We start from the raw sequence: 20,808 nt of genomic DNA, 5'->3' as shown, positions 1-20,808 counted from the left end.
AGGGACGCGTTCCTGCAGAAACGAGACCCCGACTGGTCCCAGTTCCCCTGGTACTTCTGAGACCTCCCAGTCCTCGTCGGGCAGCACGCCGGACAGCAGCAGCCCTTGGCCCTGCTCGTCCGGCGTCTCCCGCCGGGGCCCGGCCGGGTCGGCACCGCCGCGGCCGGGCCTCACGTCCTCCGACGACCCCGGCCCGCCGGCAGGGGACGACCCGGTGAAGACGGGGATGACCAGCACGAACACGAGAAACATCGCCTTCTCCTTCCGCTCACCCCCACATCATCGACCGATCCTTTCGAACACTTGATCGCTCGAACAGGTGAGCTAGTGTCGAACCTCTCGGTCTCCCGGCGGCCGCGCTCCCGGCCACCGCGCCGAGAATGGAGCCCATGCCGAACGCCCGGGACCTGCAGCCGCTCGAAGTGCCACCGGGAACCCGGGCGTTGGACGTGCTGCCCGCCCTCCGCCGCGCGCTCGACGGCGCCGGACCCGCCCTGCTGCCGGTCGCGGCCGACGCCCCCGAGGAGGCGCAACGCCTGGCCACCGCCCTGAGCGGCCCGCTGAACCCCGGCGAGGACGCCCAGGACGACCCGACCGCGCTGGTCATCGCCACCTCCGGCTCCACCGGCGCGCCCAAGGGGGTGCTGCTGCCCGCGAGCTCGCTGCGCGCCTCGGCGGAGGCCACCCACCGCAGGCTCGGCGGAGCCGGGCACTGGCTGCTGGCGATGCCGGCGCACCACGTGGCGGGAGTCCAGGTCCTGGTCAGAGCGCTTCTGGCGGGCACCCGACCGCACGCGGTCGACACCTCGAACGGCTTCCGCCCGGACGCCTTCGCCGAGGCCGCGCGCCCCCTCCTGGCCGCCGACGGCCCGCACTACACGGCCCTGGTGCCGACCCAGCTCTCCCGGCTGATCGCCGACGGCGGCGCGGGCCTGACCGCGCTGCGCGAGTTCGACGCGGTGCTGCTCGGCGGCGCCGCCACCCCGCCAGCCCTGCTCGCCGACGCCCGGGAGCGCGGTGTGCGGGCGACCACCACCTACGGCATGAGCGAGACCGCGGGCGGCTGCGTCTACGACGGCGTCCCGCTGGACGTGGCGCGGGTCGACGTCGAAGGCGACCTCGGTCCGATCCGGCTGGCCGGGCCGATGCTGGCCAGGGGCTACCGCAACCGGCCCGACGCCGAGGTCTTCGCGGGCGGCTGGTTCCGCACCGGCGACCTCGGCCGCTTCGACGACGGCAAGCTGGAGGTGCTCGGCCGCGCCGACGACGTGATCATCACCGGTGGCGAGAAGGTCGCCCCGCTGCCGGTCGAGCGGGTCCTCACCGAGCAGCCCGGCGTCCGGGAGGCCTGCGTGCTCGGCGTGGACGACGCCGAGTGGGGCCAGGCCGTGGTGGCCGCGATCGTCCCGGACCCGGCCGCCGAACCCGATGTCGACGCCCTCCGGGCCGCCGTCCGCGCGCGGCTGGGCGCCGCGGCCGCGCCGAAGCGCATCACCCTGCTCGACGAGCTCCCGCTGCGCGGGCCCGGCAAACCGGACCGACGCGCGCTCGCCGCCCAGCTGACCTGCTGAGAACCGCTTCGCGGTCACCTCGCTCGGCGGTGCGGGTGGCGGAACCCGAGCGGCTTCCGGGCTCCGCGCACCGCTCCCGATGTGTGCCACCTGCTAGCCGAGCCGCATCGCCGGTGAGCGAAGATGAGGCTCATGGCGACTGTCGCGCAATGGATCGAAGGTGCCCGTCTGCGCACCTTCCCGAATGCGATCGCGCCGGTGCTGGCCGGAACCGGCGCCGCCGCGGGAGTGGACTCGTTCGACCCGCTGATCGCGCTGCTGGCCCTGGTGGTGGCCCTGAGCCTGATCATCGGGGTCAACTTCGCCAACGACTACTCCGACGGCATCCGCGGCACCGACGACTCGCGCGTCGGCCCGTTCCGGCTGGTCGGATCGCGCTCGGCGCGGCCGGGAGCGGTCCGCAACGCCGCGTTCGCGTGCTTCGGGGTGGCCGCGGTGTCCGGGCTCGGCGTCGTCGCGCTGAGCGGCCAGTGGTGGCTGCTGGCGATCGGCGCGCTGTGCATCGCGGGTGCCTGGTTCTACACCGGCGGCAGCAAGCCCTACGGCTACGCGGGCCTGGGCGAGGTCGCGGTGTTCGTCTTCTTCGGCCTGATCGCCGTCCTGGGCACGATGTTCGTGCAGGCCGGGACGATCTCGGGCTTCAGCATCGGCGCGGCGGTGGGCATCGGCTCGCTGTCCTGCGCGGTGCTGGTGGCCAACAACCTCCGCGACATCCCCTCCGACCGGGTCACCGGCAAGCGGACCCTGGCGGTGATGCTCGGCGACCGCGACACCCGCACCCTCTACACCGCGCTGGCGCTGGTGCCGTTCGTCATCACGGTCCTGATCGGGCTGCGCAACTCCTGGGTGCTGCTGGGATTCCTGGCCCTGCCGCTGCTGCTGATCCCGCTGCGCGCGGTCATCCGCGGCGCCACCGGCCGCTACCTGATCCCCGCGGTCCGGGACACCGGCTTCGCCATGCTCGCCTGGGGCGCCATCACGGGCGCCACCCTGGCGTTCGGCTAGAGGCCAAGCGCCGCAGGTGCTTTCCCCGCACCGCCAAGCAAAGCAACCACGGACCTAAGAAAGCACAGGCAGGACGTACTGGGTGACGTCCGAGGCCATGCGGCAGAGGTCGGAGTCGGTCTCACCGGAGATCACCGACACCTGGAGGGTCGCCTCGGCGACCGGGGCGTAGACGGTGCAGTCCGAGGTGCGCAGGACCTTGGTGCCGCGCACCGGGCCGAGCTCGATCTCCTCGTCGCCCAGGTCGGCGTAGCCGGGGGCCTGCGCGCCGATCAGGACCTGACGTCCGCCGGTGCGGGACTCGAACGCGCAGCCGCGCACCGGCGGCTCGATGCCGACCTCCCGAGGCCGACCGGGCTCGACGTCGAAGGCCAGCGCCGCGATCTCGTCGGGCCGGAGGAGCCCGCACAGGTCCGCTGCCGTCAGCGTTCCCAGCATCCGCCGCTGCTCCGGCGGCACGTCGCGGGTGATCGACGGGGCCGTGCTGGTCGCCGTGGACTCCTCGGACGTGCTCGGCTCGGACGACGGCGGCGTGGGCACGACCTCCTGCACCGCGCTGCACCCGGCGAGCGCGGTGCAGGCGACGGCGCTGATCAGCAGGCGTTCGAGCACCGGACCTCCTCCGCGAAAGATCGACGGGCCCTAGTCTGCCTGGAACTCGCCGGTGGTGTGGAAGCGGTCCAGGGCCTTGCGCGGGGCTTCCAGGTCCATGCCCTGCTCGGCGACCCACGCGTCGTCGAAGTAGGTGTGGGTGTAGCGCTCGCCCCCGTCGCAGAGCAGCGTGACGATGCTGCCCCGGCGTCCCTGCGCGAGCATCTCCGAGACCAGCGCGAAAACGCCCCACAGGTTGGTTCCGGTGGAGCCGCCGACGCGGCGGCCGAGGACGTGCTCGGTGCAGCGGATGGTGGCGATGGAGGCCGCGTCCGGCACCTTGATCATCCGGTCGATGGCCTGCCCGATGAAGGACGGCTCGACGCGCGGCCTGCCGATCCCCTCGATGCGGGAGCCGGTGTCGCTGGTCAGCCCCGGGTCGCTGTCGCGCCAGGCCTCGAAGAACACCGAGCGCTGCGGATCGACGACGGCCAGCCGGGTGCCGAGCCTGCGGTAGCGCAGGTAGCGGCCGATGGTGGCGCTGGTGCCGCCGGTGCCCGCTCCGACCACGATCCAGGCGGGCTCGGGGTGCGGTTCGAGCGCGAGCTGGTCGAAGATCGACTCGGCGATGTTGTTGTTGCCCCGCCAGTCGGTGGCCCGCTCGGCGTGGGTGAACTGGTCCATGAAGTGGCCGCCGAGCTCGGCTGCGAGCCGTCGCGACTCGGTGTAGATCGCGCCGGGCTCGTCCACGAAGTGGCAGCGCCCGCCCTGCCACTCGATCAGCGAGACCTTCTCGGCGCTGGTGGAGCGGGGCATCACGGCGATGAACGGCAGTCCGAGCAGGCGGGCGAAGTAGGCCTCCGACACCGCCGTCGAGCCCGACGACGCCTCGATCACGGGTGTGTTTTCGGTCACCCATCCGTTGCAGATGGCGTAGAGGAACAGGGATCGGGCCAGTCGGTGCTTGAGCGAACCGGTCGGATGTGTTGACTCGTCCTTGAGGTAGAGGTCGATCCCCCACTCCGCGGGCAGCGGGTACCGCAGCAGGTGGGTGTCGGCGCTGCGGTTGGCGTCGGCCTCGATGATCCGGACGGCCTCGCTGACCCACGCCCTGGTGCGCTCGCAGGAGCGGTCGATGTCGCTGGTCATTCGGCATCCGCCGGGGCGTCGCCGCGCAGTTCGGCGCGCAGCTGCTCGCGGCGCTGCCTGCGGTCCTCGGTGCGCTCGGCCATGCCGATCGCGACCCTGCGCCGCAACCGGCCGAAGACCAGCAGCGACAGCGGCATGACGACGACCACCGACACCGCGATCGCCACCAGCACCGGCACCTGGGCCAGCATCAGCAGCGCGGCGACGATCGCGACCAGGCCGAACCGGGCGACCGTGTAGAGCGCGATGTCGCGGGCAAGGTTGGGCTTGACCTCGGACGTCCCGCCGGTCGGCTGATCGGCGCCCGCCTCGGGAGCGGTCGCTGTGGTCGCCTCGGTCTCGCCGGTCGTCGTCTCCTGCTGTTCCCGCACGTCATCCAGGGTAGAGCACCTGCTGACCGGCCCGTCCCGGCGGATGCGGCCCGCGACGGCCACCGCCCGATGCGCCGCTTTCGTCCCTTACCTTCCCTTTACCTAAACCCAAACGTTCGAGTACCTGGCCCCTGAAGTGCCAGGATGCGACCGGAATGCCCGAATACCAGTTATCGCAAATGTGGAGGTCACCTGTGACCGCGTCGACTCAGCAGCCTCGCCAGAACGGTCAGGAGCAGCTCCTCACCCCGGGTGAGGTCGCGGCGCTCTTCCGGGTCGACCCCAAGACCGTGACCCGATGGGCGACCGCCGGCCGGATCGGTTCCATCCGCACCCCCGGTGGTCACCGTCGTTTCCGCGAGTCTGAGGTCCGCACCCTGCTGGCCGAGCTGACCAACGATGTGAACCGCACCGCCTGACCGAGTCCGGCAGCGGAGAACATCTCGAAGCGGCGCGGAAGTCAACGCGGCGGTGGCTCAGGACCACTCCCCAAGACCCCTCGTGGTGAGTGCCCCGAACACCGCTGCAGGCGCCGAGGAAGCAGTCTGCACAGCCGAGAATCACTGCACCAAGTCGAAGATCGCTGGGCGGCCGGCCGATGACGACCGCCGCCCCTGGTGACGCCTCGCGCAGGTGCGAGGCGTCACCAGGGGCCCCGCTAGACCAACACCGCTGGACGAACACCGCTGGATAAGCACCGCTGGACGAGCACCGCTGGAAACCGGACACCTCCGGACAAAGACACCACCCGCTCTGATTGGCTAATCTCGTAAGCGGAACGGTTGGAGGTGCCCTCGATGATCTACGTCCTCGCCGCGATCGGCGCGCTCACCATCGCTGTGCTGATGTGGAAGGCGTTCGGACCGCAGGTCGCGACGACACGTCCGCGCAGAGCGCCCGTCGCCCCCGACGACGACCCGGAGTTCCTCCGCAGGCTCGCCGAGGAGCAGCGCAAGAACAAGCGCCCGACCGACGAGGAGTGAACCCCACCCTCGTCAGGCAACCGGCGAAGCCGGTTTCTCACTACCCCGCCTAAGGCGCTGGCACCGCCGCGGGTTCTGACACGTCTTCTGGGGAGGACAGCCGACGTGTCGTGCATTGGCATACACAAGCCTCGGATCCCGGAGCCAGAAGACGTGCCAGGTTCCGCTACCCGCACCGCCGAGCAAAACGACCACAGAGCGGTTTCAGTGAACGGAAGCCCGTCCTACCCGCACCGCGGAGGCAAGAGGGACCACAGGCCTCTACCCCTGAGAGGCCTGCCGTCCTGAGGCGTGCGGGAAGTCGTCGGCGACCATTGCCGCCAGGTCCAGCAGCGCCATGCGCGTGGGAGCTGCCAGCTGGTCGAGCTCGACCTCGGCGCCCTCCTCCAGGTGGGCGTCGAACGGGATGCGCGAGACCGCGCGGCAGCGGGCCGCGAAGTGGGCGCCGAGCTTGTCCACGTCGACCTTGCCCGAGGCCGGGCGCACCGAGTTGATGACCGCGACGGAGCGCGACACCAGGTCGCCGTAGCCGTGCGCGTCCAGCCAGTCCAGGGTCGCCGAGGCGCTGCGGGCGCCGTCGAGGGAGCTGGACGAGACGATCACCAGCGAGTCGGCGACGTCGAGCACGCCCTTCATCGCGGAGTGCATCAGGCCGGTGCCGCAGTCGGTGAGCACCACGTTGTAGAAGTGCTCCAGCAGCGTCACCGTGCGCCGGTAGTCGTCCTCGCTGAACGCCTCGGAGACGGCCGGGTCCTGCTCGCTGGCGAGGATCTCGAGACGACTCGGGCCCTGCGAGGTGTAGGAGCGGACGTCGCTGTAGCGGCGGATCCGGTGCGCGTCGCGCAGCAGGTGCCGGACGGTCGCGGTGGTCTCCAGCGGGATCTTCTGGCTCAGCGTGCCGCGGTCGGGGTTGGCGTCGACCGCGATGACCCGGTCACCGCGCAGCGACGCGAACGTGGCGCCGAGGGTCGCGGTCGCGGTGGTCTTGCCGACGCCGCCCTTGAGGCTGAGCATCGCGATCTTGTAGCAGCCCTGCAGCGGCTGGTTGACCCGCGCGATCAGCTCCCGGCGCTTGCGGTCGGTCGGTCCCTCGCCGAAGTTCACGGTCTTGCCGCTGGCCAGGTAGACGGCCTTGCGCCAGCCGGACTGCGGCGGCCGCTTGGTCTGGCGCAGCAGCTGCGCCGAGGACAGGTCGGCGTTCGGCTGCGGTCCCTGCTGGGGCGGTCCCTGCTGGGGGGCCTGCTGCGGCGGGTACGGCTGGCCCGTCGGGAACGGACCGGACGGACCGCCGGACACCGGCGCGTAGGGGCTCACCGGGCCGGAACCGCCCTCGGCGACCGGGTGCGGGCCCGAGGAGACCGGGTACGGACCGGACTGCCCGGGCCACTGCTGCTGCCCCTGAACCTGCGGGGCCTGGGCCTGCGGCGGCGTCTGCTGGGCCTGGGGCTGCTGGGCCTGCGGTTGGGCGTGCGGGCCGGACTGGGACGGGTCGGGGTACACCGGCGCTCCGCTCGGGTAGTACGGCTGCGGAGCCTCCGCGACCGGGAAAGGACCGGAGACGTCCGGCTGCGACGGGTCCACGTACGACGGCTCGGGGTGCTCCGGAACCGGTTTCGGCTGCTGCGGGCGGGTTTCCGGCTCGGTGTAGGAGCCGTTGCCGTTCTTGCCGGTCTCCGCCTCGGTGCCGGCCGGGCCGTCGGTCCGCGGCGCGGTCGCATCGATGTCCCGCCGCGTCTCGGGCTCTTCGTACTGTCCCGTCACCGTCGCCGTCCCTCCCACGTTCGAGTCGAGCCCATCATGTTCGGGCGGGCCCCACGTCGGCAAAACCTAACGCCACCCATACCCCCTAGTCACCATAGGTGGCGGGTAGGCGCCTCGGTTCTCCCGGACACCAAACGCGATGCACGCCACGACTGCGAGCCGAACGCGCCGTCGCGCTGCTGCGAACGCCGGATCGGGTGCTCACAGACCGGCGTAGGAGTGCAATCCCGTCACGACGAGGTTCACGAAGAACAGGTTGAAGATCATCACGGCCAGGCCGAGGATGTTGATCCACGCCGAGCGCACCCCGCGCCAGCCCGCGGTCGCGCGGGCGTGCAGGTAGGCGGCGTAGACGATCCAGGCGATGAACGCGCAGGTCTCCTTGGGGTCCCAGCCCCAGAAGCGGCCCCACGCGGCCTCGGCCCAGATGGCGCCGGCGACGATCGCGAACGTCCACACCGGGAAGATGATCACGGTGGCGCGGTAGGCCATCCGGTCCAGAGCCTGGCTGGTGGGCAGCCGCGAGCCGAACTTGACCATCTTCAGCGGGTTGTTCTCGTACCGGCTGCGCAGCAGGTAGAGGATGCTGGCGACACCGGCGAACAGCAGCGCGCCGCTGGAGACGATCGCGGCGGCGACGTGGATGACGATCCAGTACGACTGCAGCGCGGGCTGCAGCGGCGCGGCGTCGGCGTAGAGCACGGTGCCGGACAGGAACAGCAGCAGCGTCACCGGCAGCATCAGGAATCCGCCGAGCCCGCGCAGCTGGGCCGGGGTGGCCTCGCGGCGGGCGTTGCGCAGCTGCCGGAACAGCACGATCAGCCAGGCCACGACGGCCGCCAGGCAGATCGCCGAGCCGAACTCGTACATGTTGCCCCACGGCACCCGGCCGGTGGCCAGACCGCGCGTGAGCAGGGAACCGAAGTGGACCAGCGCGCCGAGCACGGTCATCGACACGGCCATGCCGCCCAGCCGCTCGGCCAGCGGGCGCTTCGGCGCGGCCGGGACGTGGCCGACGACGTCCTTGGCGTCCGAGGACTTCTCGGCCCCCGACTTCTGGGCACCGGACTTCACGCCGACCAGCGCGGCCTCCCGCGCCTGGGCGGCCGTGGCGACCCGGCCCAGGGCGAATTCGCCGAAGTACAGCAGCATCGACGCGATGTAGATGACCACCGAGGTGGCGTAGGCCATGTCGCTGTAGTTGGACAGCGTCTGGTTGACCGGCATCAGCTCTTCCTTTCGCGCGCGGTCCCTGCGTCCGCGCGGGGCTGGGGCGAGTGGTCGACATCCGCACCGAGCAGGTCGTCGGCGATCCGGGCGAACTCCTCGCCGTACCCGGCCTGGTCGGTGCGGGCGAGCCCGCCGACCTCGACAACGGTACGCGCGGAGCCGTTTTCGCCGGGTTCCGGGTGCGGAGCGGCCCGCACCCAGATGCGGCGGCGCTTGATGATCAGCGAGGTGCCGAGCCCACCGATGATGAGCACCGCGAAGACCAGCACCGATGTCTGGAACGGGTCGTGCGAGATCTGCAGGTTCGCCCAGCGCTCGACGCCGTCGAAGCGGACCGTGGTGCCGTCGTCGAGGCGGATCTCCTGGCCGACGCGGACGTTCTCGCGCGCGACCCGCTGGAGCCTGCCCTGCTGCACCATCGACTGGTCCACGCCGAAGATCGACTGGCCGCGGCCGGAGTCCAGCCCGAGGTCGCCGCGCATCACGTCGATGGCCGCGGTCGGGTCCAGCAGGTCGGGGAACCCGGAGCTGAGGATCTTGCCGTCGAACGCGGCGGTCGGCGCGAACAGACCCGTGATGGCCAGCTGGTTCTGCCTGCGCTGCACCTCGTCGGTCACGCCGGGCGGGTCGAACTTGGTGGCGCCCTGCGACAGCATCGTCTGCGGCGACATCGGCTGCCACTGCACGAGTCCGGTGCGCTGCTGGCCGTCGGGCCAGGTGACGGTGAACCGGGGCGCGTAGCCGTTGCCGGTCAGGTAGACCCGGTCGCCCGCGGTGCGCAGCGGGTGGTTCACCTGCAGGTCGTAGGGCCTCCAGGTGTTGGTCTCCAGGTCCTCGTCGGACTGGTACTGCATGCCGACGTTGTAGCTGGCGACCTGCCCGTTGGGCTGGTACTGCACGTCGAAGTCGTCGACCTTGACGCAGAACGGGGACAGCTGGGTGCCGTCGACCGACAGCCCCGCGCGGAACGAGTCGTAGTTGTAGGTGCCGGAGTTGCAGAACTCCGAACCGTCGGCGACCACGATGACCTGGCCCTCGTAGCCGTAGAGCTTGCCGCCCGCGAGCCCGATCAGCAGCCCGACCAGCGCGAAGTGGAACACGAGGTTGCCGATCTCGCGCAGGAATCCGCGCTCGGCGCTGATCGAGCGGGCCCCGTCGGCCTCGGTGTGCTCGACCATCCGCCAGCCGCGCAGCCGCTTCTTGGCGTCGTCGATGGCCGCGTCGACCGAGGTGTCCAGCGCCTTCTCGGCGTGGTGCGGCAGCCGGGCGAGGTTGCGCGGCGTGCGGACGGGCTTGCTGCGCCACTGCTTGTAGTACTCCCAGCAGCGCGGCAGCAGGCAGCCGATCAGCGAGATGAACAGCAGCACGTAGATCGAGGCGAACCAGACGGAGCTGAACACCTCGAACATGCCGATCTTGTCGAGCAGCGGCGCGATGTCCGGGTAGTCCTGGAAGTACTTGTCCACTTCGGACTGGTTCAGCGAGCGCTGCGGGATCAGCGCGCCGGGCAGCGCGGCCAGCGCCAGCAGGAACAGCAGCACCAGAGCGGTGCGCATGGACGTCAGCCCGCGCCAGGTGTTGCGCAGGAAGGACAGGGCGGTTCGGAGGTGGTCGCGCATCAGATCGGCGTCTCGAAACCGGCGATCGGGCCACGAAGCATCGAGATCAGCTCTCCCCACAGACCGGTGACGAGCAGCAGGCCCACCACCACCAGCAGCACTCCACCCGCGATCTGGATCGCGCGTCCGCGTCGCCGCAGCCAGCCCGCGCTGCGCACGGCCCAGCGGGCACCCAGCGCCAGCACGACGAACGGGACGCCGAGACCGACGCAGTAGGCGAGCACCAGCAGGATTCCGCGCAGCGCGGTCCCGGTGTCCACATCGGTGCCCGCGGCGACCGAGATGACGCCCACGAGAGTCGGTCCCAGGCACGGCGTCCAGCCGAGGCCGAACACCGCGCCGAGCAGCGGCGCGCCCCACACCCCGGCGCGGGGCACGCGGTGCACGCGCACGTCCCGCTGCAGGGCGGGGATCAGGCCGAGGAACACCAGGCCCATCGCGACGGTGACGACGCCGCCGATGCGCTGCAGCAGCAGCTCGTTGGTCAGCAGGGCGTCGGACAGGCCGAGCAGCAGCAGCGCCCCGGCGGCGAACACGACGCTGAAACCGGCCACGAACAGCAGCGCGGCACCGGCCACCCGCCAGCGACCGCGCCGGTCCTGCTCGGTCTCGGCCTCGTCGACCGGCGGCGCATCGGCACCCACGACCCCGGCGAGGTACGCCAGGTAGCCGGGGACCAGCGGCACCACGCAGGGCGAGGCGAAGCTGATCGCCCCGGCGAGCGCCGCGATGGCCGCCGCGAACAGCAGCGGTCCGGACGCGGCGAGCTCGGTGGGGTTCACGCTTCGAGGGTAGGAAAGCCGACGTCGCCCTCACGCACCGGGCTCGGTGAACCGGCCCACAAACGCCCAGGTGAACGCGACTCCCAGGCACGAACCGCGCGCCGGGGGGACGTTGGTCCCGCCGATTTCAGGACCAACGTCGCCCCTCGGGAGACAGGTGTCACACAACGTCAGGCAACCGGCGAAGCCGGTTTCTCAGCACCCCACCCAAGACGCTCGCACCGCCGCGGGTTCTGACACGTCTTCTGGGGAGGACAGCCGACGTGTCGTGCATCGGCATACACAAGCCTCGGATCCCGGAGCCAGAAGGCGTGCCAGGTTCCGCTACCCGCACCGCCGAGCAGGGTGACCACGGAGTCTTGTCAGTGGACAAGACCTGCCGATGAACCGCATCTGCCCAGCAGACGGGACAGCGGAGCAGTCCCTCATGAAGGCTCGGCGGCGATCTTCTGGACCTCGGGTAGGAGTTCGCTCTCCAGCATTTCGGTCAGGAAGATCGCGGCGACCCGGTGCTGGCGGTCCAGGACGATCGTGGCCGGGACCGTGCTGCGCGGGAACTGGCGCAGCGACAGCAGCGTGCGGCCGGCCGGGTCGAAGATCGACGGGTAGGTCAGGCCGCGGTCGCGGTGGAAGTCCGCCGCCGCGCTCTGGCTGTCCCGGACGTCGATGCCCAGCACCTGCACGCCCTGCGGGCCGAGCTTGTCCTGCACGGCCTGCAGGTCGTCGGCCTCCGAGCGGCACGGACCGCACCAGGAGCCCCAGATGTTGAGCACCACGACCTGGCCCGGAAAGTCCTGGATGCCCAGCTGCTTGCCGGGCGTGAGCAGGTCGTCGCCGGACAGCGAGCTGATCTTGCCCCGCTGATCGGCCGGGTAGAAGATCCGCGTCTGCCCGCCGGGCGAGACGAACGTGAACTCGCCCCCGGCCTTGTTCGAGTCCTCCTGAGCGGCGCAGCCGCCCACCATCGCCAGCACGGCCGTGATCAGGCCGAGCCGCACCAGAAGCTTCCTCATGCGCCCGTCACTCTCGGATCGGTGCCACCAGCGGGTTCCACGTAGGCGACCCGCACGAGTTCTTCGCCCCGGAACACCAGGGTCGTCAGGGACGCCAGCGAGCACTGCCTGCGCCGGGGGTCGTGCCACATCGGCTTGCCCTCGACGTAGCGGCGCAGCGTCCAGATCGGCAGCTGGTGCGACACGCACACGGCCTCCCGGCCGTAGGCGGCGGCCCGCGCGCGGTGCGCGGCGCCGAGCATCCGGTGCGCGATCTCCAGGTACGGCTCGCCCCACGAGGGCGCGAACGGGTTCCACAGCTTCGGCCAGTGCCGCGGCGAGCGCAGCGCGCCGTCGCCGACGGAGACCTTCAGGCCCTCGAAGCGGTTGTCGGCCTCGATGAGCCGGTCGTCGGTGGCCACCTCGGTCTGGAACATCGCGCCCAGCGGGCGGGCGGTCTCCTGCGCGCGCTGCAGCGGCGAGGCGATCACGCGGGCGATGTCGTGTCCGGAGAGGAACTCAGCGACCAGCTTGGCCTGCTGCTCGCCCCGGTCGGAAAGCCGGTAGCCGGGGAGGCGCCCGTAGAGGACGCCCTCCGGGTTGTGGACCTCGCCGTGGCGGAGGAAGTGAACGAGGGTCTTCTCGCCCTGCGGCTCGGTCCCGCTCTGCTGCTGGGTCACTTCGAAGCCTCCGGAGCCGTCGCGGCGGCGGCCGCGCGCGCGGCGTGCGGGAGGGCGTCGGCGATCTGCTCGAACGCGGCGTCGTCCATCGCCGCGTTGACGAACCAGGTCTCGAACGCGCTCGGCGGCGGGTAGACGCCGCGCGCCAGCAGCTCGTGGAAGAACGGCGGGAAGCGCCAGGTCTGCTGGCCCTGGGCCTGCTCGTAGCTGTGCACCGGCGTCTCGCTGAAGAAGACGCTGAGCATGTTGCCCGCCGAGGCGATCTGGTGCGCCACGCCCTCGGCGGTCAGCGCGGAGCCGATCAGCTCGCGCAGCCGCTCGGCGTTGCGGTCCAGCGCCGCGTACACCGAGGCGTCGGCGGCGCGGAGGTTGGCCAGGCCGGAGGCCACGGCGATCGGGTTCCCGGCGAGCGTGCCCGCCTGGTAGACCGGGCCGGTCGGCGCGAGCCGCTCCATCACGTCGGCGCGACCGCCGAACGCGGCGGCGGGCAGCCCGCCGGACATGACCTTGCCGAAGGTGTAGAGGTCACCGGCGACGCCGTCGATGCCGAACCACCCGGCGGACGAGACGCGGAAGCCGGTCATCACCTCGTCCATGATCAGCAGCGCGCCGTTGGCGCTGGTCAGCTCCTTGAGGCCGGCGTTGAAGCCGGGCAGCGGAGCGACCGTGCCCATGTTGCCGGCGGCGGCCTCGGTGATCACGCAGGCGATCTCGTCGCCCTGCTCGGCGAAGACCTGCCGCACGGCGTCGAGGTCGTTGTAGGGCAGCACGAGGGTGTCGGCGGCCTGCGCACCGGTCACGCCCGGCGAGGTCGGCAGGCCCAGGGTGGCGACCCCGGACCCGGCCGCGGCCAGCAGCGCGTCCACGTGACCGTGGTAGCAACCGGCGAACTTGACGATCTTCTGCTTGCCGGTGAAGGCCCGGGCGAGCCGGACGGCGGTCATCGTCGCCTCGGTGCCGGAGTTGACCAGCCGGACCTGCTCGACGGGCTCGACCCGGTCGATGATCTCCTGCGCCAGGTCGATCTCACCGACGCCGGGCGTGCCGAACGACGTGCCGTGCACGGCCGTGTCGCGCACCGCGGCGACGACGTCGGGGTGGGCGTGCCCGTTGATCATCGGGCCCCAGGACGAGACCAGGTCGACGTAGCGGTTGTCGTCGGCGTCCCAGAGGTAGGCGCCCTCGCCGCGCACCATGAACCGCGGCGTGCCGCCGACGGACTGGAAGGCGCGGACCGGGGAGTTGACGCCGCCGGGCGTCACCGCCTGCGCACGCTCGAACAGCTGCCGCGACTGCGGAGCCGGATCGTCGTGCCGGGTCGAAGCGGAGTTCGCAGAAGCTGTCACGCTCCCCAGTCTGACACTCCCGGCCGTGTGGCCGGGCGCACCCCGACGACGAACGGTCGGTGGTCACCTCGCTCGGCGGTGCAGGTTGCGGTGCCGGCGCCTCAGGTGGTGGAAGGGAATGCGGCTCCGCCGCGTGCGCGAAGTGCGCCTACTCGCGACCCGCTCGGGCGGCGAGGACGATCTGGCGCACGGCGTCGATGAGCAGCAGTCCGCCCAGGGTCGCGGCTATCACCGAGCCCGAAAGCCAGCTGCCGAGGGAGCGGGTCACGACGTCGACGGCGCCGTGCGGTCCGGGCAGGTAGATGGTCACCACGCCCCGGCCCCACGCCCACCAGGCCAGCAGCCCGAGGGCGACCGCGGCGACCAGTTCGATCCCGGCCACCGCCGCCCGCCACGGCTGGTTGAGCCGGCCACCGGCGCGTTCCGGTTCGGCGTCGCCGTCGAGCTTCGGCCCGTCGCTGGGCCACGGTTCGGCAGTCACGGCCGAAAGCGTCTCACATCCCGCGTTCCGGACCGCGCTGATCCGCCGACTGGAGCCCGGGCGACTGGAGCCCGGGCGACTGGAGCCCGGGCGACTACAGCTCGGACTTCTCGACGAGCCTGGTCAGCTCGGCGGAGAGCTTCTCGGAGTCCTTGGCCCAGGCCAGCACGACGGTGTCGTCGTCGAGGCGCAGCGGGATCTCGCCGGTCCCCTTCGGGGTGGTCCAGCTGCCGCCGAGCACCCGCGCGCCGACCGGTGCGCCGACGTCGCTGACCGAGGCGATGCGCTTGACCTCGACGGTTTCCCGGCCGAGCACCAGTTCGGACGGGGTCAGGGTGACCGACAGCAGCCTGCGCCTGCCGTAGACCCAGATCGCGGCGGCCACGGCGAGCCCGAGGCCGACGAAGATCCACATCGCCACGTGCTCCGGCCCCAGCGTGACCTGCTCGGCGACCAGTCCGAGTCCCGCGAACACCGGTCCCCACAGCACCGGCCACCAGCTGCTGCCGCGTTCGGAGTACAACACCGGATCGCTCATCGCTCTCCTGTCAGCCAGTCGGAGCTCTGCCGCGCCCACATCAATACGGTTCCGGCGACACCGAGCGCAAGCAGGAGCATCGGGATGCCGAAACCGGCACCCGAAACGACCATCAGCACCAGGTGCGCGGCCGCGAAGATCGTGAGCGCGAGCCGCGCCCACGCCCTGCGACGGAACACCATCGCCCCCAGCACCAGGTAGATCGCGGCCAAGACGATCCCGACGACGGTGTTGACCAGCAGCAACCGGTCCTCGATCGCCGGGTCGAACCAGCTCAGCCCGGTCTCCAGGAGGAGCAGCAGCGCGACGACCCACCACAGCACGACGGAGATCCGCAGCGGTTTCGGCGGTGCCATCGCGTCAGTACCGGGGGCGGGAGGCGTCGAAGTAGGCGTTGGAGGCCGACATGAAGACCAGCACCACGAAAGCCACCGTGCCGAGCACGCCGAGCCCGCCCTGCACGTAGCTCAGCGCGTAGTAGGAGCCGGGCAGCGCGTCGCCGTCGGCCATCCCGGCCGCCACGCCGCCGGAGCCGAGCGTGCCGACGCTGGACATCGCCCAGAACCCGGCGAAGATCGTGAGGGTGACGCGCGCCCAGTTGCGCCCGGCCCGCAATTTGAAGCCGAAGGCGATCCACAGCCCGGTCAGGATCAGGTAGAAGATCGTCAGGACGATGAAGAAGACCATCATCACGCCGTTGACGGCCGACGACATCTCCGCCGCGAGATCCTCGTCCGTCCCACCGGCGATCGAATCCTGCACCCAGCCCTGCAGCAGCAGGTAGCTGACCACGTTGAGCACCGTCACCAGCAGCGGGAGCACCACGGCGATCCAGAACGCGGTCTCCACGGTGGCGGGGCGGCGCGGCGCCGCCATCTCGTGCACCGGCACCGGCGGCGCGCTGAACGGGTTCTGCGGATGGGGCTGGTAACCGCCGGGAGCCTGCTGCGGAAAACCACCCGACGGGGTCCCCGACTGCGGGTAACCACCCTGCTGCCAAGGATTCTGCGGATAACTCACGCAAGAACCCTAGAAACCCCCGATACCCCTGTCCACCACTTCAGGTCAAGTACCCCCGAACACGAAGACGGACCTGTTGCGCTTATTTCGTTTGTTGCGGATACTGCGGATAGGAACACGAAGGGGATGGTGCCATGACTCAGCTCGCCCTCGACTCGATCCAGCCGAGCAAGACCGATTCGGCCACCGCGGTCAAAGCGCTGCCGCACATCCGCGACTACCTCGACAGGCACCACGAGAGCAGTGTCCGGCTGGCGGATGACGACGGCGATCAGCTCGTCGTACCACGAGGCGCTGTCGAACTCTTCGCCCGGATCCTCGCGCACATGGCCGCGGGCAAGGGTGTTTCCGTCGTCCCGGCCGGCGCCGACCTGACCACGCAACAGACAGCCGACATGCTCAACGTGTCACGGCCCTACCTGATCGGCCTCCTAGAAGCAGGCGAGATCGACTACCGCATGGTGGGCACGCATCGGCGCGTCAAGGTCGAGTCCGTGCTCCAGTACATGCGTCAAGACGACCAACGCCGCCGAGAAGCAGCCGAAGAACTCACCCAACTCACCCAGGACATGGACCTGTAGATGTCCTGCGTCCAGCGCATCGCCGACTCCTGCACGAGGCCGCCCTGCACGATCCACGACATCCTCGGTCGGCTCGAAGATCTCGGCCTGGTCGAGTCCGTCGCGGCGCTGCACACCTGAGAACTCCTCTCCGTGATCACACGGAGTTGCGGGGTTGGAAGTGGGGGTTGGAGGGGGTGAGGTAGGCGTAGATGATCGTGGCTGCGAGGGCCGCGAGTTGGAGGACCGCGGCGAGGGTGGTCAGGACGGCGCCGGTGGCTCCGCCGATGACCGTGGGGATCGTGAGCAGGAACCAGAGGGCGCCGACCACCGTGATCACGATGCGGGCCCAGTTGCGGCCGTTGCGCATGAAGATCAGGAACATGATCCACAACCCGGCCAGGATCAGGCAGAACACCACCACGATCGCCATCGTCACCCGGAACAGCGCGCGGGCCTGGTCGAGGGTGAGCGTCTGCCCGCCGGCCGCTCCAGCCTCGCCGAGGATCATCTCCAGCTCGGCGTCGGTGATCACCGAGAACGACAGCGCGAGCAGCACGAACCCGATGATCGGGCAGGCGATGCCCGCCCAGAACGAGTAGTCGACCGTGCGCGGCCGCCGCGACCCGGAGCCTTCCGGGGGCGGCGGGGCGGCTCCGTACGGGTTGACTGCGTCAGGCGGCGTCACCAGGCCAGACTAGGAACACCCCGGCGGGGTGTCCAACGCGACCGTCACAGCACGGTGCGCGGCGGCTGCGGGCGGTGACCCCGGTTCTCCCGGACGAAGCGGTTGGACTCCGGCCGGTACATGTACACGATCGCGGCGGCCTCCACCGCGGCCACCAGCACCGCGAACACCACGTCCGAGCCGCCCACGGCCATCCCGGTGAGCTGCTCGATCAGCTCCGGGCCGACCAGCGACACCGTCAGCACCGTGATCACGGCGTTGAGCACGCCGAACGCGCCGAACACGGTCAGCGTCACCCGGGCCCAGTTGCGGGCCTCCAGCACCCGCCTGCTCAGCAGCACGTACACCATCAGCGTCAGCGCCTTGAACATGAAGGTGAACATGATGCCGCTGTTGGCGGCGGCGTCCAGGTCGGTCTGGGTCATCTCCGGCTGGAGCTGCCGCAGCTCGCCGATCAGCCGCTCGCGGTCGAGCAGCTGGATGAACGCCTGCACCACGCCGACCAGCACCGAGGCCACCCACAGCCACCGCGCGATCTGCAGCGCCCGGGGCGGCTGCGGCGGTTCGGGCTGCTTGACGGGTCGGCCGAAGGCGTCCACCTGCTGCTCCACTCCGGTCATGCGCGCGCGTCCTGCAACCCCGAGCCCTGGAACCCCGAGTCCCGAAGCCACTGGGCCGCTTCGGTCGCCCAGTAGGTGAGCACGATGTCGGCGCCCGCGCGGCGGATCGACGTCAGCGTCTCCAGCACGGTGCGCTTCCGGTCGAGCCAGCCGTTCGCCACGGCCGCCTCGACCATCGCGTACTCGCCGGAGACCTGGTAGGCGGCGACCGGCACGTCGGCGACGCCGGCGATGTCGCGCAGCACGTCCAAGTAGGACAGAGCGGGCTTGACCATCACCACGTCCGCGCCCTCGGCCAGGTCGAGGTCGGCTTCGCGCAGGGCTTCGCGGCCGTTGGCCGGGTCCTGCTGGTAGGTCTTGCGGTCACCCTTGAGCTGGGAGTCGACGGCCTCGCGGAACGGGCCGAAGAACGCCGAGGCGTACTTCGCGGAGTAGGCCATGATCGACACGTCGTCGTAGCCGGTGGCGTCCAGCGAATCGCGGATCACACCGACCTGGCCGTCCATCATGCCGCTGGGCGCGACCACGTGAGCGCCGGACTGCGCCTGCACCACGCCCATCTCGCCGTAGATCTGCAGCGTGCGGTCGTTGTCGACGTTGCCGTCCTCGTCCAGCACGCCGCAGTGGCCGTGGTCGGTGAACTCGTCCAGGCACAGGTCCGCCATCAGCACCGTGCTGTCCCCGACCTCGGCGCGCAGGTCGCGCAGCGCGACGTTGAGGATGCCGTCCGGGTCGACCGCGCCCGATCCGACCGCGTCGTGCTCCTCCGGCACGCCGAAGAGCATCAGCCCGCCGACACCCGCGCTGACCGCCTCGACGGCGGCCTTCTTCAGGGAATCGCGGCTGTGCTGGACGACTCCCGGCATCGAGGAGATCGGCGACGGCTCGGTGGCGCCCTCGCGGACGAACATCGGCAGCACCAGGTGCCGCGGCTCCACGGAGGTCTCGGACACCAGACGACGCACCGCCGGATTTCGGCGGAGACGACGGGGACGGCTCGTCGGGTACATAACTGCGGCTCCCCAAGCAGACTCGGCGGGGTGACCCCCCGAGCGTAGCGATCCCACCCATCCGCACTCCGCAGGCCTCGACGGATGGTGACCGGGACCGCCGCACCGACGGGGTGCAGGTCCGCGGCGAACCACCACCGGCGCCGGGCTCCAGCTGGTACCCAGGCTGTTCCCATCACGACGCCCAAGGAGGGGTTTTCGACGGAGGGACGAGGGACGGAGATGACGAAGGGCGCCTCCCCGGTGGGGAGGCGCCCTTCGGTCAGCTGCTTCAGCTGCGGCGGGCTCGCTTGGCCTTGCGCGGGGGCGGCAGAGCGCCTTCCGCGCGGAGGCGGGCCGCGTGGGCCGCCAGGGCGTCGACCAGCTCCTCGACCCTGGGGGCCTCGGGCTGGACGTCGACGCGCAGGCCGAACTCCTTGGCCGTCTCGGCCGTGTTCGGGCCGATGCAGGCGACCAGCGTGCGGGCGTGCGGCTTGCCCGCGATGCCGACCAGGTTGCGCACCGTGGAGGACGAGGTGAAGCAGACCGCGTCGAAACCACCGGTCTTGATCATCTCGCGGGTCTCGGCCGGCGGCGGCGCGGCGCGGACGGTCCGGTAGGCCGTCACGTCGTCGACCTCCCAGCCGCGCTCCTGCAGACCCGCCGACAGCGTCTCGGTGGCGATGTCGGCGCGCGGCAGCAGCACCCGGTCCACCGGGTCCAGGATGTCGTCGTGCGGCGGGAACTCCTGCAGCAGGCCCTCGCTCGACTGGTCACCCGAGGGCAGCAGCTCCGGGATGATGCCGAAGGCGCGCACCTTCTCCGCGGTGGCCTCGCCGACGCAGGCGATCTTCACACCGGAGAACGCGCGGGCGTCCAGGCCGAACTCCGCGAACTTCTCCCACACCGCGCGGACCGCGTTCGCCGAGGTGAACACGACCCACTGGTAGCGGCCGTCGACCAGGCCCTTGACCGCGCGCTCCATCTGCGCGGGGCTGCGCGGCGGCTCCACGGAGATGGTCGGCACCTCGTGCGAGACCGCACCGTGCGACCACAGCCGCTCGCTCATCACACCGGCCTGCTCCTTGGTGCGCGGCACCAGGATCTTCCAGCCGTACAGGGCGCGGGACTCCCACCAGGACAGCTTGTTCCGCTCGGAGACGATGTCGCCGATCGTCACCACCAGGTGGCCCTGCAGCTCACCGGCGTCGGCGGCCAGCGAGGCCAGCGTGGTGTCGATCGTGCGCTGCGCCACCGTGGTGCCGGACGCGGTCACCGCGACGGGGGTGGTCGCCGGACGGCCGTGCTCGACCAGCCGCGACGCCGCCTCGGCGAGGTGGCTGCCGGTCGTGTGCAGCACCAGCGCGCCGGGCACACCGGCCAGCGCCGGCCAGTCGGCGTCACCGCGGACGTCGACCTCGGTGTGCACCGCGCCCAGCGCGATGCCGGCGTAGGCCGGAACCGCGCTGCCGCTGGCGACACCGGGGATCACGTCGAACGGCGCCTCGGTCTTGGCGACCTCCTGCGTCTCGCGGACCACCGCGTCGGCGGTCAGCGGGTCGCCGGCGACGAGCCGGACCACGTTGCGGCCGGTGTCGGCCTCGTTGGCCAGGTCCTTGGCGACGTCGGCCGGGTCGCCGACGGCGGGGCGGACCTCCGCCCCCTCGGCGGCCAGGGCGACGATGTCGGAAGGTACGTCCGGGTCGGTCACCAGCAGCGAAGCGCGGGCGATCACATCCCGGCCCCGAACGGTGAGCAGTCCCGCGTCACCGGGACCGGAGCCCACGAAAGCAATCCGTCCGGGGGTCTTACGTGCTCGGGTCATCAGGGCA

Annotated in this window: 25 protein-coding genes; 6 read left to right on the top strand and 19 right to left on the bottom strand. The window is 71.0% G+C overall.

Features of this window, described 5'->3' with window-relative positions; translation table 11 throughout:
* On the bottom strand, positions 1-252 hold a 252-nt coding region (locus QFW96_RS21530; protein ID WP_281457500.1), incomplete at its 3' end, for a hypothetical protein.
* Positions 253-389: 137 nt separating this feature from the next.
* Between QFW96_RS21530 and menE the strand changes: the two genes are divergently transcribed.
* Positions 390-1,571: an o-succinylbenzoate--CoA ligase gene (gene menE / locus QFW96_RS21525; protein WP_281457499.1), complete on the top strand. Its 1,182-nt coding sequence runs from the start codon at positions 390-392 to the stop codon at positions 1,569-1,571.
* 132 nt (positions 1,572-1,703) lie between these two features.
* Positions 1,704-2,576, top strand: a complete 873-nt coding sequence (locus tag QFW96_RS21520; protein ID WP_281457498.1) for a 1,4-dihydroxy-2-naphthoate polyprenyltransferase — start codon at positions 1,704-1,706, stop codon at positions 2,574-2,576.
* 54 nt (positions 2,577-2,630) lie between these two features.
* Here the strand turns inward: QFW96_RS21520 and QFW96_RS21515 are convergent, their stop codons facing one another.
* Genes QFW96_RS21515 through QFW96_RS21505 form a run of 3 tightly spaced genes read right to left on the bottom strand, consistent with a single transcriptional unit; the run spans position 2,631 to position 4,687 of the window.
* Positions 2,631-3,188 carry a DUF3558 family protein gene (locus QFW96_RS21515; RefSeq protein ID WP_281457497.1) on the bottom strand — a complete coding sequence of 186 codons (558 nt, stop codon included), beginning with the start codon at positions 3,186-3,188 and terminating at the stop codon, positions 2,631-2,633.
* 30 nt (positions 3,189-3,218) lie between these two features.
* Positions 3,219-4,316, bottom strand: a complete 1,098-nt coding sequence (gene cds1 / locus QFW96_RS21510; protein WP_281457496.1) for an L-cysteine desulfhydrase Cds1 — start codon at positions 4,314-4,316, stop codon at positions 3,219-3,221.
* Positions 4,313-4,687 carry a DUF4229 domain-containing protein gene (locus tag QFW96_RS21505; RefSeq protein ID WP_343231396.1) on the bottom strand — a complete coding sequence of 125 codons (375 nt, stop codon included), beginning with the start codon at positions 4,685-4,687 and terminating at the stop codon, positions 4,313-4,315. Before QFW96_RS21505 ends, cds1 begins: the two co-directional genes overlap by 4 nt.
* Before the next feature lie 194 nt (positions 4,688-4,881).
* On the opposite strand from QFW96_RS21505, the gene QFW96_RS21500 reads away from it, so the two are divergent.
* On the top strand, positions 4,882-5,106 hold the full coding sequence (locus QFW96_RS21500) for a BldC family transcriptional regulator (protein WP_093414319.1): 225 nt from the start codon (positions 4,882-4,884) through the stop codon (positions 5,104-5,106).
* A 378-nt stretch (positions 5,107-5,484) separates the two neighbouring features.
* Positions 5,485-5,670, top strand: coding sequence for a hypothetical protein (locus QFW96_RS21495; RefSeq protein ID WP_281457495.1), 186 nt, complete (start codon positions 5,485-5,487; stop codon positions 5,668-5,670).
* A 261-nt stretch (positions 5,671-5,931) separates the two neighbouring features.
* Here QFW96_RS21495 and QFW96_RS21490 read toward each other — a convergent pair whose 3' ends face one another.
* The 11 genes from QFW96_RS21490 to QFW96_RS21440 all read right to left on the bottom strand — a co-directional run bounded on the left by QFW96_RS21490 (position 5,932) and on the right by QFW96_RS21440 (position 16,119).
* Positions 5,932-7,431 carry a MinD/ParA family ATP-binding protein gene (locus tag QFW96_RS21490; protein ID WP_281457494.1) on the bottom strand — a complete coding sequence of 500 codons (1,500 nt, stop codon included), beginning with the start codon at positions 7,429-7,431 and terminating at the stop codon, positions 5,932-5,934.
* Positions 7,432-7,632: 201 nt separating this feature from the next.
* On the bottom strand, positions 7,633-8,658 hold the full coding sequence (gene ccsB, locus QFW96_RS21485) for a c-type cytochrome biogenesis protein CcsB (RefSeq protein ID WP_281457493.1): 1,026 nt from the start codon (positions 8,656-8,658) through the stop codon (positions 7,633-7,635).
* The gene (gene resB / locus QFW96_RS21480; RefSeq protein ID WP_281457492.1) at positions 8,658-10,280 is read right to left on the bottom strand and encodes a cytochrome c biogenesis protein ResB; all 1,623 of its coding nucleotides are present in this window, start codon (positions 10,278-10,280) and stop codon (positions 8,658-8,660) included. Before resB ends, ccsB begins: the two co-directional genes overlap by 1 nt.
* Positions 10,280-11,062, bottom strand: coding sequence for a cytochrome c biogenesis CcdA family protein (locus QFW96_RS21475; protein ID WP_281457491.1), 783 nt, complete (start codon positions 11,060-11,062; stop codon positions 10,280-10,282). The genes resB and QFW96_RS21475 overlap by 1 nt, the downstream gene beginning before the upstream one ends.
* Before the next feature lie 425 nt (positions 11,063-11,487).
* Positions 11,488-12,075, bottom strand: coding sequence for a TlpA family protein disulfide reductase (locus tag QFW96_RS21470; RefSeq protein ID WP_281457490.1), 588 nt, complete (start codon positions 12,073-12,075; stop codon positions 11,488-11,490).
* Complete coding sequence (locus QFW96_RS21465; RefSeq protein ID WP_281457489.1) at positions 12,072-12,734, bottom strand: histidine phosphatase family protein; 663 nt, start codon at positions 12,732-12,734, stop codon at positions 12,072-12,074. Before QFW96_RS21465 ends, QFW96_RS21470 begins: the two co-directional genes overlap by 4 nt.
* The gene (hemL, locus tag QFW96_RS21460; RefSeq protein WP_281457488.1) at positions 12,731-14,080 is read right to left on the bottom strand and encodes a glutamate-1-semialdehyde 2,1-aminomutase; all 1,350 of its coding nucleotides are present in this window, start codon (positions 14,078-14,080) and stop codon (positions 12,731-12,733) included. Before hemL ends, QFW96_RS21465 begins: the two co-directional genes overlap by 4 nt.
* A 148-nt stretch (positions 14,081-14,228) precedes the next feature.
* A complete protein-coding gene (locus QFW96_RS21455; RefSeq protein ID WP_281457487.1) occupies positions 14,229-14,561 on the bottom strand; it encodes a hypothetical protein in 333 nt (110 codons plus the stop codon).
* 94 nt (positions 14,562-14,655) lie between these two features.
* On the bottom strand, positions 14,656-15,099 hold the full coding sequence (locus QFW96_RS21450) for a DUF3093 family protein (protein ID WP_281457486.1): 444 nt from the start codon (positions 15,097-15,099) through the stop codon (positions 14,656-14,658).
* A complete protein-coding gene (locus QFW96_RS21445; RefSeq protein ID WP_281457485.1) occupies positions 15,096-15,455 on the bottom strand; it encodes a hypothetical protein in 360 nt (119 codons plus the stop codon). The genes QFW96_RS21450 and QFW96_RS21445 overlap by 4 nt, the downstream gene beginning before the upstream one ends.
* Positions 15,456-15,459: 4 nt before the next feature.
* Positions 15,460-16,119 carry a hypothetical protein gene (locus QFW96_RS21440; RefSeq protein WP_281457484.1) on the bottom strand — a complete coding sequence of 220 codons (660 nt, stop codon included), beginning with the start codon at positions 16,117-16,119 and terminating at the stop codon, positions 15,460-15,462.
* A 134-nt stretch (positions 16,120-16,253) separates the two neighbouring features.
* Here QFW96_RS21440 and QFW96_RS21435 point away from each other — a divergent pair, with 134 nt between their 5' ends.
* Together QFW96_RS21435 and QFW96_RS30265 are read left to right on the top strand one after the other, a co-directional pair.
* On the top strand, positions 16,254-16,700 hold the full coding sequence (locus tag QFW96_RS21435) for an excisionase family DNA-binding protein (protein ID WP_281457483.1): 447 nt from the start codon (positions 16,254-16,256) through the stop codon (positions 16,698-16,700).
* Positions 16,701-16,820: a VapC50 family PIN domain-containing toxin gene (locus QFW96_RS30265; RefSeq protein WP_485119554.1), complete on the top strand. Its 120-nt coding sequence runs from the start codon at positions 16,701-16,703 to the stop codon at positions 16,818-16,820.
* A 16-nt stretch (positions 16,821-16,836) separates the two neighbouring features.
* Here the strand turns inward: QFW96_RS30265 and QFW96_RS21430 are convergent, their stop codons facing one another.
* The 4 genes from QFW96_RS21430 to QFW96_RS21415 all read right to left on the bottom strand — a co-directional run bounded on the left by QFW96_RS21430 (position 16,837) and on the right by QFW96_RS21415 (position 20,801).
* Positions 16,837-17,367, bottom strand: a complete 531-nt coding sequence (locus QFW96_RS21430; RefSeq protein ID WP_281457482.1) for a hypothetical protein — start codon at positions 17,365-17,367, stop codon at positions 16,837-16,839.
* A gap of 44 nt (positions 17,368-17,411) precedes the next feature.
* Positions 17,412-17,987, bottom strand: a complete 576-nt coding sequence (locus tag QFW96_RS21425; RefSeq protein WP_281457481.1) for a hypothetical protein — start codon at positions 17,985-17,987, stop codon at positions 17,412-17,414.
* Positions 17,984-18,997, bottom strand: a complete 1,014-nt coding sequence (hemB, locus tag QFW96_RS21420) for a porphobilinogen synthase (RefSeq protein WP_281457480.1) — start codon at positions 18,995-18,997, stop codon at positions 17,984-17,986. The genes QFW96_RS21425 and hemB overlap by 4 nt, the downstream gene beginning before the upstream one ends.
* Before the next feature lie 271 nt (positions 18,998-19,268).
* Positions 19,269-20,801, bottom strand: a complete 1,533-nt coding sequence (locus QFW96_RS21415; protein ID WP_281457479.1) for a bifunctional uroporphyrinogen-III C-methyltransferase/uroporphyrinogen-III synthase — start codon at positions 20,799-20,801, stop codon at positions 19,269-19,271.
* Between the last annotated feature and the right edge of the window lie 7 nt (positions 20,802-20,808).

This window comes from Saccharopolyspora ipomoeae, from assembly GCF_029952525.1.
In the GTDB taxonomy this organism is placed as follows: domain Bacteria; phylum Actinomycetota; class Actinomycetes; order Mycobacteriales; family Pseudonocardiaceae; genus Saccharopolyspora; species Saccharopolyspora ipomoeae.
The sequence above is the reverse complement of the archived record's forward strand: the minus strand, read 5'-3'. Positions and strand labels throughout refer to the sequence as shown.

Bases quoted from the DNA above. Each gene is read 5' to 3' on its own strand.
- menE (WP_281457499.1), top strand. From the start codon at position 390: ATGCCGAACGCCCGGGACCTGCAGCCGCTCGAAGTGCCACCGGGAACC.
- QFW96_RS21520 (WP_281457498.1), top strand. From the start codon at position 1,704: ATGGCGACTGTCGCGCAATGGATCGAAGGTGCCCGTCTGCGCACCTTC.
- cds1 (WP_281457496.1), bottom strand. From the start codon at position 4,316: ATGACCAGCGACATCGACCGCTCCTGCGAGCGCACCAGGGCGTGGGTC.
- QFW96_RS21495 (WP_281457495.1), top strand. From the start codon at position 5,485: ATGATCTACGTCCTCGCCGCGATCGGCGCGCTCACCATCGCTGTGCTG.
- ccsB (WP_281457493.1), bottom strand. From the start codon at position 8,658: ATGCCGGTCAACCAGACGCTGTCCAACTACAGCGACATGGCCTACGCC.
- resB (WP_281457492.1), bottom strand. From the start codon at position 10,280: ATGCGCGACCACCTCCGAACCGCCCTGTCCTTCCTGCGCAACACCTGG.
- QFW96_RS21470 (WP_281457490.1), bottom strand. From the start codon at position 12,075: ATGAGGAAGCTTCTGGTGCGGCTCGGCCTGATCACGGCCGTGCTGGCG.
- QFW96_RS21450 (WP_281457486.1), bottom strand. From the start codon at position 15,099: ATGAGCGATCCGGTGTTGTACTCCGAACGCGGCAGCAGCTGGTGGCCG.
- QFW96_RS21445 (WP_281457485.1), bottom strand. From the start codon at position 15,455: ATGGCACCGCCGAAACCGCTGCGGATCTCCGTCGTGCTGTGGTGGGTC.
- QFW96_RS21435 (WP_281457483.1), top strand. From the start codon at position 16,254: ATGACTCAGCTCGCCCTCGACTCGATCCAGCCGAGCAAGACCGATTCG.
- QFW96_RS30265 (WP_485119554.1), top strand. From the start codon at position 16,701: ATGTCCTGCGTCCAGCGCATCGCCGACTCCTGCACGAGGCCGCCCTGC.
- QFW96_RS21425 (WP_281457481.1), bottom strand. From the start codon at position 17,987: ATGACCGGAGTGGAGCAGCAGGTGGACGCCTTCGGCCGACCCGTCAAG.
- hemB (WP_281457480.1), bottom strand. From the start codon at position 18,997: ATGTACCCGACGAGCCGTCCCCGTCGTCTCCGCCGAAATCCGGCGGTG.
- QFW96_RS21415 (WP_281457479.1), bottom strand. From the start codon at position 20,801: ATGACCCGAGCACGTAAGACCCCCGGACGGATTGCTTTCGTGGGCTCC.